Origin of the sequence: Aquiflexum sp. (assembly GCF_041749095.1) — a bacterium.
GTDB lineage: Bacteria > Bacteroidota > Bacteroidia > Cytophagales > Cyclobacteriaceae > Aquiflexum.
In genome coordinates this window covers 1-11,441 of record NZ_JBGTCA010000108.1, presented here as the reverse complement: position 1 = coordinate 11,441, position 11,441 = coordinate 1, and the positions used below count along the sequence as shown (strand labels likewise).

Genomic DNA, 11,441 nt, shown 5'->3' with positions numbered 1-11,441 from the left:
ATTCACTTCTATGGAAATCTATGTAGCCTACAAGGACTATATCTGGATGATGGAAATGGTCGAGGAATTGATTGAGAAAGTCACCGAATCGATCCATGGCACCACCCTTTTGACAGTTGGGGACAATGAGATTGACTTTGCGGGGCCATATAAAAGACTGACCATGTTTGATTCTATCAAAGAACATTCGGGAGTGGATGTCAGTGAGATGGATGAGGAAGACCTGAAAAAAGTATGTGCTGATTTTGGTATTACAGTTGATAATACCATGGGTAAAGGAAAACTCATTGATGAGTTGTTTGGTGAGAAAGTGGAGGCACACCTGATACAGCCGACTTATATCACGGACTACCCGGTTGAAATGACGCCTTTGGCCAAGAAACACAGAAGCAGGGAAGGTTTGGTAGAACGCTTTGAGCTTTTTGTCAACGGCAAAGAAATAGCCAATGCCTATTCAGAACTGAACGACCCAATAGTCCAAAGAGAAAGATTCGAAGAACAATTAAAACTGGCAGCTAGAGGTGATGATGAGGCGATGGCCATGGATGAGGATTTTCTGAGATCATTGGAATATGGCATGCCCCCTACCTCAGGACTTGGTATTGGGATAGATAGGCTGACCATGTTGCTGACCAACAAGACCACCATACAGGAAGTGCTGTTTTTTCCACAGATGAGACCGGAGAAAAAAGTAAAGATCGCTTCAGATGAGGATTTCATGGAATTGGGCATCCCTGCTGGATTAATTCCTGCCATCCGTGACCTTAACATCCATACCATTGAGCAATTAAAAGAACAGGATGCCAACAAACTCTTCAATGATGTCTGTGGAAGGAGGAAAAAGTTGAAACTTGATGTGGCTAATCCGAGTAAGGAGGATGTTGAGAGGTGGGTATCTTGAGGGATGAAGGATGAAGGGAGAGGGTAGATTTTAGATTTAAGATTGTAGATTGTAGATTTTAGATTTTAGAAAAGCTACTTCTTGTCACTTCGATGGCAGGTCTTGTCAGCTGGGGCGGAAGAAGTCTTTTTACCTTAATCGGGGCAGGTAGATTTCTCTCTACGTTCGAAATGACAAAGGGAAAGTCTTTGACACAATTAAATCAAAAATTGCAATCAAAAACACCAAAAGCTTATCCTTGTCACTTCGACTGCAGGTCTTGTCCGCCGGGGCGGAAGAAGTCTTTATCCATTAATCGGAGCAGGTAGATTTCTCTTTCCCATTTTAACAAAAATTCCTTTTTTAGTTAATTTTCAACTCATCTTTTTGATAAAATGAATATATTTCGATAAAATCGGTAATAAATCAAACCATGAACCTAAGACTCAACTCTGAATTTGGAACATTGAAGGCTGTGCTGATGCATAGACCCGGGAAAGAGATCGACAGATTGACTCCATATAATAAGGATTTGTTACTCTTCGAGGATGTTCCTTACTTGGAAGCCATGCAAAAGGAACATGATGTGTTTACAGACTTGATCAAACAGACCACAGGAGCCCAAGTGTTCAGGTTGCACGAATTACTGATTCATGTTTTGTCCGATAGAGCTGTACTTGAGAAATTGATGCATGACGCCTTATCCAAATCCGGGTTGACACACTTCAAAGACTATATTTTTGACAGACTTTCCACGGCAGAATGTGCCACAGCCCTTACGGCAGGGGTAAAAGTCCATGAACTCAAAAGAAAAATTCCCAACTTGCCTTCCGCGGAACTAATGGATTATGCATTTGTGATTCCCCCCAGTCCAAACCTTTACTTTCAAAGAGACCCTATGGCCATCACTCCGGGGGGAATTATTTTTTCAAGTATGAAAATGGAAGGCCGGCAAAGAGAGGCAAATCTTTTAAGGTCAATATTTGAAAACCATCCTGACTTCAAAGACCACGTCCATCAGATTTATCCCGTCAATGGACACGATTCCCCTCCAAGTATTGAGGGAGGAGATGTGATTGTGCTTTCAAAAAAAGCAGTGGCCATTGGAAATTCGGAACGGACTGACGAAAAAGCCATTTACCATATCGCAAAGTCCCTACTGGCCGAAGGAACAGTAGAGCGGGTTTATGAGGTTCATCTTCCCAAAAAAAGACAGTATATGCATTTGGATACCGTGTTCACCATTTTGGACGAAAACCTGGTTCTCACCTATCCTGATGCCCTTAATTCCGTATTGCAGACTTCACTTTATACCCTAAAAGAAATCAAAGAAGATAAAGTACATATCAAAAGACAAGTGCTGAATGAGTCTTTGCTGACAGTGTTGGAAAAAGAAATCTTACACCTTGAACTCCTTTCCACTGCCGATGGAAAACCTGATTATTCCATGAGAGAACAATGGTTTGACGGTGCCAATGTATTTGCCATAGGACCCCGAAGAGTAATATCTTATAATAGAAATATTCATACCAACAGGGCCTTGAGAAATATGGGGGTGGAAGTTTTGGAGATACCATCATCAGAGTTATCAAGGGGATTGGGCGGTCCTCGCTGTATGACGATGCCGTTGAGTAGGGCTAAGATATAGTAAAAAAAACAGGGGGATGAAATCCCCCTGTCTGTTTTGATTGAATCCGGAATTTTAAATTTATTAATATCCCGTTCCTTTCTCAGGATCCAGATCTTCGGATCTTCTCTCTTTCATTCCTTGTTGACTTATTCTGCCACTTAACAGCTCGGTAATGGGGTTAGTATCAATCTGCGCTACGCCAGCCAAAACCCTCGTATTGGAGCGATCATAAAACAGCGGAAAATCATCGGGCCCCAACTCTATCACTGATGCACAAGCAATGGAAAATCCAGTCAGGTCTCTTGTAATGGGATGAGGCCTTAAAGAGGTTTCCGGCAAATTGACACGTCCACAATCAATTGCTAGACCAATATTCCTCATAAATGCCCCCATATTAACCAAAAACTGATTTTCAGTATTTATACCAGCCATTGTGTAAAAACCATCCCATTCACCGACGAAGATTATTCTACCACCTTCAAAAGCAAATGATTTCAGGGCATTTATTTCATTCAGTGTATAGGGAACCAAAGGTAACCATAGGAAAAGCACTTTTACATTTTCAGGTATATTGATCAAAGTACCACTTGTAGAGCTTATATCCTGAATTGTAAACCCTTCACCCTGAATGAGGTTTCTCAATGGATTCCATCTTACTCCTGCCTGGCAAGCAGGTGGCGTATCCACCACCGTAAATCTGGAATTCCTTCCGCAATCAAACATGATGACATCCCCGGAATTTCTGATCCCCGGAGCAGAGAAATTAATCAGATTTTTAACGAACAACTGATTATTAGGATCAGCCATGGCAGTGTTGTCAAAAATATTGAAATCATTGAAAACTACAACATCTCTTCCTGGTCTCGGACCAATAGCCTCTTGTACAAAAAGATCAGCTTCCCCCAAAACATCAAAAGAGGTTGCGGAAATTTTGGAAAATCCAAATTCCAATCCCTTAGCAAGGCCGTTCTGATTAATACTAGCCACTGTGGTATTTCCAACATGCCATTTTACTTTCAGATCCAATATTTCCCCATAAAAATTATAAACAATAGCTTCAAATTGCTGTTCTCCATCTTTTAGAATTGTTGCTTCAGCAGGTAAGACTTCAATTCTAGCCGGGCAGGTTTTATCTTCAATTCTAAAATCAATTCTAAATGACTGATTTTGAACAACGGGAACAAGACCTGATTCCAATTGTTTGGCTGGAGATGGCACAATCCCTATATCAACAAAACCTAGGATTTTCTCTCCGACTCTCACCCTTATTCTATAGATTTTACCAAGAATTACCTTGGATTCCGAAGTATTCCATGTGGCAGAATAGAACTCTTCAGATTCGTTGACCATAATTTTTTTCTCCGATGAATTATCCCTGCTAAATGAAAGTAATATCTTCTCAAAAGACAGGTCGTCACTGATTTCTAAGACCGGTTTTAGGTTGGGATGGAATTTTCCGTTATACTTTGGGGATTTTCCTACCGTAGGAGCAAGAAAATAAAACTCGTCTATTCCTTCATTAGCTGCATCGGATATACCGATTTTTCCGTAGTTCATAGACAACGACTGTGAAAGCAGATTGAGATCGTCACTAAAATCTTCATCCTTGACAATTCCCTCGGTACACGCACCAAGAATTATGACCATACTGATCAATATCCAGAATCGTTGTTTAAAATTGGCCACAGAGCATTTGGCAATTGAACTTTCATCAAAATTTTTCATGGTTAAAAGAATTATAGGTTAAATTTTAATAAAATGATTATTCCGAAAGTCAAGGTGGTGGTAAAAACATTATGGATACTTGGCCTTACGGAATTTGGAAATAAGTTAAATATTTGATTTAGTTTCATCAATCATGAATGTACAATCGCCCCCTTTGACTGTACAAATAGACCGTATTAATGTACAGATCAATTTACCCCAAAATTTAAAATGCAGATTTTTTGTGTTGAATTATTTTTTTTTAGATATAAAAATTAATTTAAATTTGATTTTTTCCTAAAAAAGTTGCAAATTCAATCTTTTGGTATTTAACCTCTTTCTAATTTTTAAAATCCGATCAAATGGCACAAATTAATGTAGCAATTGTCGATGATGAGCAAAACTCCATTGATTCATTTTATCGACTTACACAAAATAAATGCCCCAATGTTGATATATTGTTTGGTTGTTCCAATCCGGATACTTTCCTTAACAATTATCAAAATCACTTGACCAATATTGATATCCTGTTTTTAAATATTGCCATGAAACCTATAAGTGGCTTGGAACTATTGCATAAACTTCAGAAAAATAACAAGTGCCTTGGGTTTGAATTTGTATTTCTTACCACTTATGATGGTTTTACCACTGAAGCTTTAAAATTCCGTGCACTTGATTATTTATTAAAACCGTTAGTGGAAGATAAATTGGTAGAAACCTTACATAAATGGAGATCTTCAAAAAATAAAGAAATTGATTTTTTAATAAAAAACTATTTTGAAGGCCCCATAAAAAAAGACAATAGGATTGCCATTCCGACTTTCGATGGTTACGAGATATTGGTAGTTGAAGATATTATAAGGTGTGAAGCTGAACGCAATTACAGCAAAATCAAATATTTAAAGAATAATAAGGAATATCTGGTTTCTAGGAACTTAAAAGAGTTGATAATGCTACAGGAAAACCATGGCTTTTTGCGGATTCACAATTCCCATTTAATCAATCCATTTTTCATCAAAAAAATCCTTAAGACTGACGGGGGAATGATAGAAATGTCTGACGGTAAACGGATAAGAATCACCAAAAACAAAGAGATCATTTTGGAACTTTTATTCAAACAAATCCCTAAAATCTGATTTTTTCCATAAAAATTCAATCTTGTTTAGAAGCATAGGGATTATTTTTACCCCTGCATAAAAATACAAAAGCCCATATTCAAAAGATATTATTGGATATGATTCCTTCACTTCATCGGACCGGTAGGCACTGTATGAAAGAAAAACTAAAAATGTCCAGATTAGAACCACCCTGTTTTTGGTGAGGACACTGATTCCAAACGCAGGAATTAGATACCATGGATGGACCACAGGCTGAAGCAACAAAAAAATAAGATAGATCCATACCATTCCTTCCGCCAAATCTTCCGCCTTCTCGATTTTCCAACAATATACGAAAACCAAAATCCCTGAAAAGGCAGCAAAGTTCATGATAGGCCCCAAATATGCTATAGGATTATATCCCAAATAGAAAGAGAAAACTTCCCTTAACACATAATAAATCGAAGCATTGAACTCAAAGTTACTCTGATACAAGCGCAAGCTTTTCCAAAAGCCTGCAAACCCATTGTCAATAATTAATGGAAACAATAACAACACAATCAAAAACCCTGATAAGATTAAAAAGAAAACCAGCTTATTTTTTGACCAGGCTTTTAACCACAAAGGGCCGAGCATCAAAGGAGTAAGTTTTAAACCAACCGCAAATGACCATCCAAGTGATGCCGTTGAATATTTCTTTTTGCCAAATGCATAAATTGACAAAAGCAGCCCCGTCAGTACTATCCCTTCAAAATGAAGATTTCCTGAAATTTCAATAATCACCAGAGGATTGAAGGCATAAAGCCATAATGTGTTTTTTGGAAGTCCCCATGCCATAATGATTTTCCAAATCAAGAACATATTCAATACCTCAAATACAATTAAGATAAGTCTAATTGATACTATATTATAAAGCAGATTTTCGCCGGTCATCGCAGAAATCCAAAAAATGCTTTGGTGCAAAGGAGGATACACTGAAAAATATGACGATGAATTCATTTCGGTCAATAATGTTTCCCAATAAGCATTGGATACAATCCCTGTCTTCTCGAATGCAACCTGAGGAATATACAAATAGGGATTAAAGCCATTATTCAAAAGCTGTCCATCAAAAACATATCGGTAAAAGTCATCTGAGAGTTCTGGAACAGCAACTATAAATGTCAATCTTAAAATAACAGCACCAAAAATCCCTGACAAAAACCATCGAGCATTACACCCGAATTCCCTTAACAGCAAAACATAAAGTCCAAAAGCAATAGCAAAACAGGTCAATTGACCTGTAAAATCCTCTCGCGGTATCAAGTACCCGATACCAAATAAGGTAATGATAAAAAGAATTCCAATAACAGAAACTTTCAAAATTGGGATGACGATTGTTAAGTATGCAATTGATAAAAACTAATCAAAAAAAACAACTCAAAGATGTTCTTTGATTGGGTTAGTAAGCTTCATAATTACACATTTAAAAATATATTTACATAAATTACTGTTTTACAGAGCTTTAATCACATGAAAATTTAAAAAAAATTAAGTATGAAAATTTAAATAAAAATTTATCTTTAATCAATTACACGGTTTTAAATTCATTTTTATGCTTTTCAAATAATTTTTTATGCATTTTATTTTTGTTTTAAAATATTTAAGATATATTTGTAGCTCTGAAAGTTTAACATTAACAACAAGGCAAAGAAAAAGTAAAGGCAAATTAACATGAATGAAAAACAAATTTTTGTATATTTGTCATCCTTACATAAGCCTAAAATATCTTTCAGCATTAAGTTTACCGGTTTCACTATTAATTGAATCTAGTACAGTAAAAATTTTACCAAAATTAATTTTTAAAGGCTATGACAAATCTTCACAAAACAAATGTTCCAATTTTAGTTTTTTGGGACGTGATGAATTTATCTCTTGCGTTTTTTATATCCTTATATTTTTATAGGATCAATGACCTCCTATTTCAAAAAATGGAAGTGGTTTTCCTATTAGGCCTCATATCCTTATGGTTAGTGATTGGATATTCCAATAAGCTCTACGGGGAATGGGCCGGAAGCAGTTTTTATAAGTCAAGGATGACCAAATATTTCAAGACTTATTTTATTCTTGCAGGTATCATCGGAATTCTATATTTGATCTTCTCCTTTCCAAAAGATGTCAGAAATCTTTTAATGGCCATCTTAGTAGGTATCCCTTCTCTCGGTGTCATTACCAATTCACTCGTGATAAGGTTTTATACTCCTATCAGAGATCGAAGGGTAAAGATGAGTACCACATTGATAGCAGGTTCAGGAGATTTGGCGAAGAAAGTAGCGGCATCTTTGGAGTCAAATTCTTATGCCAAATTAGCTATACAGGGTTTTATTGATTGTGGTAATGAAGGTAGAGAAGGTTTGAAGAAAGAAAGGGTTGTTACAAATCTTGAATCTTTGAAAGATTATTTAAAGGATAATTTTGCAGATGAAATTATCATTGCGTTGCCTTACAACCAACTGGACCGCATAAAATCCATCGTTGAAGTGGCAGATTTTCATGGAACAAGAATCAGATTCATCCCTGATTATCAAGGTGTATTTGGTGAAAATGTCAAAAGCTATCAGTTTGGAGATTTACAGGTTGTAAATGTCCGTCAACTTCCTTTGGATAACTGGTTCCCGAATTTTATCAAAAACATCTTTGATGTGCTTTTTGCCTCACTTGCATTGATTGTATTATCCCCGTTTTTCTTTGTAATTGGAGCCCTGATCAAATTGGATTCCCATGGCCCTGTTTTCTACACTCCTGTGCGGATAGGTAAAGGAGGCAAACCTTTTAAAGTATATAAGTTCAGAACTATGAGTGATTGTGACAATATCATGGGCGGAACACAATCCACCATCAAAAATGACCCAAGAATTACCAAATTCGGTAAATTTCTTAGGAAATACAGCATAGATGAAATGCCACAGTTTATCAATGTACTGACAGGAGAAATGAGTGTGGTAGGCCCTAGACCGCATAGATTGTTCCTGAACCAAGTGATGCAGGAAACTGAAGACAAATACATGATCCGACATTACTACAAGCCTGGAATCACAGGTTGGGCACAAGTCAATGGCTGGAGAGGTCCTATGGAAACTGAGAATCAGAAAAAACAAAGGACTTCACATGACCTTTGGTATCTCAGACATTGGACTTTCTGGTTGGATATCAAGATCGTTTGGTTGACGATATTTGGGAAGGATACGCATAAGACTGCTTTTTAATTTTAAGCTTCAAAAAAAATTATCTAAGTGCCTGTCGGATTTTTCGATAGGCATTTTTTAATTTAATTCGGTTTTAAGAAATAAGGAAGAGGTTTTCTATTGATTTTTTTATGCAGATAAAAATATGGATGATATCATTGCTTTGCGCCCTGCCACACTAGTTTTAATAGGGATGAGTAGGTTTATTGAGGATAGTGTTTTTCAGCATGAAATTAAGTGAGTTACATTAAATTGATTTTTCTTGCATTTCCTCACTTACTTTTTTTAACAAAAAAAGTAACAATCCCGGAAGCTATCGGGACAAGTCAATGGAATCTTCTGCAAATCTGCGGGACAGGCTTTCTCCTCAGTTGACCTGTACTGGCCTGTCTGCCGAACAGGCAGGCGCGGACCATTGTCTTCCTACCCTATACCCCTCACATATAAAAGGTGGATTTCGAAATTAAGGTATTACTAGAGCAGCCCTATAGGGGATTTTTTTTTGAGTGGCCTCAACCAGAGATCGGAGTTTGGAAACTCCTGTACTCAGCGTCGCGAAGCCACAGTCTTCGGACAACGGGGTTTGCAGAAGCAGCCCTGACGGGGGCTGAACATTGATTATCTTGTCCGCCGTGGCGGAGCCCCGGGTAAGGTGCCGGGTAAAGTTTTCGAATTCTGTCAACCTACATGCACCGCAACCCGGGGTATGAAGGCAACGATTGAAGCAATTTCGGTCTGAAAGTCTATTTTGGAACACTGTCTTTCTTTACCGAAATGAGGAACGCAAGTCAATTTAGAAGAGTGTTTATAACGTCATTATAAGTGAGTGACATTTTCTTCATTTTTTAACCACTTCCTCTCTTACTTTTTTGCTTGACCAAAAAAGTAACAAAAAAGTCAAGACAATGGGATCCTGCTCCCCACAAGGCCTTCGCTGGCGCGGCCCATTGTCTTCCTACCCTATACCCCCCACATATAAAAGGTGGATTTCGAAATAAAGGTATTACTGGAGCAGCCCTGAAGGGGATTTTTGGGGTGGCCACAATCGGAGACAAGAGTTTGGAAACTCCTGTACTCAGCGTCGCGAAGCCACAGTCTTCGGACAACGGGGTTTGCAGAAGCAGCCCTGAAGAGCCTGTCCCGAGAATCGGGAGGCTGAACATTGATTATCTTGTCCGCCGTGGCGGAGCCCCGGGTAAGGTGCTTCGAAATACCTTTCGGTTTCGGCCAACCTGCATGCACCGCAACCCGGGGTATGAAGGCAACGATTGAAGCAATTTCGGTCTGAAAGTCTATTTTGGAACACTGGCTTTCTTTACCGAAATGTGGAACGCAAGTCAATTTAGAAGAGTGTTTATAACGTCATTATAAGTGAGTGACATTTTCTTCATTTTTTAACCACTTCCTCTCTTACTTTTTTGCTTGACCAAAAAAGTAACAAAAAAGTCAAGACAATGGGATCCTTCTTCCCACAAAGCCTGCGCTGGCGCGGTCCATTGTCTTCCTACCCTATAATCCTCACATATAAAAGGTGGATTTCGAAATTAAGGTATTACTAGAGCAGCCCTGAAGGGGATTTTTGGGGTGGCCACAATCGGAGACAAGAGTTTGGAAACTCCTGTACTCAGCGTCGCAAAGCCAAAGGCTTCGGGCAACGGGGTTTCGAAAGCAGCCCTGAAGAGCCTGTCCCGAGAATCGGGAGGCTGAACATTGATTATCTTGTCCGCCGTGGCGGAGCCCTGGGTAAGGTGCTGGAAATACCTTTCGGTTTCGGCCAACCTGCATGCACCGCAACCCGGGGTTTGATAACGATGATTCAGGTAATTTCGGGACTGAGTAGTTTGAATGGGAACAGTAACTTTGATCCCGAAATGGACGGAAAGTTTTGATTGGAAAATTGATGGGGGTGGAATAAAAAGGGGGACTTCGGAACCGAACAGCTAGATATAGGGGACAGTCTAAAGACTGCATTTTGAATTTCCAAGTAAGGTAGATAGGTCAGGAGAATTGATTCTTGTGGAGACTGAATTACCTTAAAAACCTATGACAGTGGCATTATGGGGAACCACAAAAGGGTCAGAAGGCAATAAAAGATCTATTTTTTTGGGGGGCGCTATTGGAGGACAGGAGTATGGAAAATCTTAGACTCAGCGTCGCGAAGCCACAGGCCTCGGACAACAGGGAAACCTTAAACATTAAACCTACAAATACCTTTAAATTTATTCTACTTTGTCTTTCTTCAAAAAAAGAGTTTGAATTTTATTGGAGATAATATTCTTAGTCTCCGAAATATACCTATACGCAATTGGTACAGGATCATCTATTCTATATTTTAATGGTGTGTTTTGCCAAATGAATTTCGTTTTAAAAATTAAGGTTTTATTTTTTACACATAATTGTTTCAGTCCTTTTAGATTGACATAAGGAATCTGTTTGTAGGTCTGAGGCTCAATACTTTTCTTCATTGTCATGAGGATAAGAAGATGGGGATAATTAATTCCTGCCATAAGGGCCGCAGTCAGGGTAGCCCAGAACCGAGGATTAATCTCCACAATATTAAAAACATCATTTTCCTCATCATAAAGCAAATCTAAATCTGCTATACCATTCCAATTAAGCGATTTCATTAGTTTTTTTACAGTTTGATACAATTTATCATTGTAAATAAAATCCAATCCGATTTGGGCAGAATAAGGCTTTGCAGGATCCCAAAGGTTACCTTTTTGAATGGTATAAGCTAAAATTTCACCCTCATGACACAGTACGTTGCATCCAAAATCTGCTCCCTTTATAAACTCTTGTAAAATATAGGCTTCATTCAGTCCATTAGCCTTAAAATACGCGGCTAATGTTTCATAATCTTTAAATTTGACAATTCCTCTACCACTTCCGGATTTAAGCGGTTT

8 protein-coding genes are annotated in these 11,441 nt (G+C 38.2%); 5 read left to right on the top strand and 3 right to left on the bottom strand.

Annotated elements, in window-relative coordinates; genetic code table 11:
* Window positions 1–901, top strand: a 901-nt coding sequence (locus tag ACEW8O_RS05950; RefSeq protein WP_373493706.1) for an amino acid--tRNA ligase-related protein, incomplete at its 5' end; no start/stop codon positions are given.
* 412 nt (window positions 902–1,313) lie between these two features.
* Complete coding sequence (locus tag ACEW8O_RS05945; RefSeq protein WP_373493705.1) at window positions 1,314–2,528, top strand: arginine deiminase family protein; 1,215 nt, start codon at window positions 1,314–1,316, stop codon at window positions 2,526–2,528.
* Window positions 2,529–2,591: 63 nt separating this feature from the next.
* Here the strand turns inward: ACEW8O_RS05945 and ACEW8O_RS05940 are convergent, their stop codons facing one another.
* On the bottom strand, window positions 2,592–4,235 hold the full coding sequence (locus ACEW8O_RS05940; protein WP_373493704.1) for an Ig-like domain-containing protein: 1,644 nt from the start codon (window positions 4,233–4,235) through the stop codon (window positions 2,592–2,594).
* A gap of 341 nt (window positions 4,236–4,576) precedes the next feature.
* On the opposite strand from ACEW8O_RS05940, the gene ACEW8O_RS05935 reads away from it, so the two are divergent.
* Entirely contained in the window at window positions 4,577–5,350 is a 774-nt protein-coding gene (locus ACEW8O_RS05935; protein ID WP_373493703.1) for a LytR/AlgR family response regulator transcription factor, read from the top strand.
* Here ACEW8O_RS05935 and ACEW8O_RS05930 read toward each other — a convergent pair.
* Window positions 5,324–6,673 (bottom strand): carotene biosynthesis protein, encoded by a 1,350-nt coding sequence (locus ACEW8O_RS05930; protein WP_373493702.1) that lies wholly within the window; start codon window positions 6,671–6,673, stop codon window positions 5,324–5,326. The genes ACEW8O_RS05935 and ACEW8O_RS05930 overlap by 27 nt on opposite strands.
* Before the next feature lie 488 nt (window positions 6,674–7,161).
* Here ACEW8O_RS05930 and ACEW8O_RS05925 point away from each other — a divergent pair, with 488 nt between their 5' ends.
* The gene (locus tag ACEW8O_RS05925) at window positions 7,162–8,556 is read left to right on the top strand and encodes an exopolysaccharide biosynthesis polyprenyl glycosylphosphotransferase (RefSeq protein WP_373493701.1); all 1,395 of its coding nucleotides are present in this window, start codon (window positions 7,162–7,164) and stop codon (window positions 8,554–8,556) included.
* 852 nt (window positions 8,557–9,408) lie between these two features.
* Window positions 9,409–9,807 (top strand): hypothetical protein, encoded by a 399-nt coding sequence (locus ACEW8O_RS05920; protein ID WP_373493700.1) that lies wholly within the window; start codon window positions 9,409–9,411, stop codon window positions 9,805–9,807.
* A 947-nt stretch (window positions 9,808–10,754) separates the two neighbouring features.
* On the opposite strand, the gene ACEW8O_RS05915 is transcribed toward ACEW8O_RS05920, so the two are convergent.
* On the bottom strand, window positions 10,755–11,441 hold a 687-nt coding region (locus ACEW8O_RS05915; protein ID WP_373493699.1), incomplete at its 5' end, for an ATP-grasp domain-containing protein.

Coding starts and splice junctions, on each gene's coding strand:
- ACEW8O_RS05945 (WP_373493705.1), top strand. CDS start 1,314: ATGAACCTAAGACTCAACTCTGAATTTGGAACATTGAAGGCTGTGCTG.
- ACEW8O_RS05940 (WP_373493704.1), bottom strand. CDS start 4,235: ATGAAAAATTTTGATGAAAGTTCAATTGCCAAATGCTCTGTGGCCAAT.
- ACEW8O_RS05935 (WP_373493703.1), top strand. CDS start 4,577: ATGGCACAAATTAATGTAGCAATTGTCGATGATGAGCAAAACTCCATT.
- ACEW8O_RS05925 (WP_373493701.1), top strand. CDS start 7,162: ATGACAAATCTTCACAAAACAAATGTTCCAATTTTAGTTTTTTGGGAC.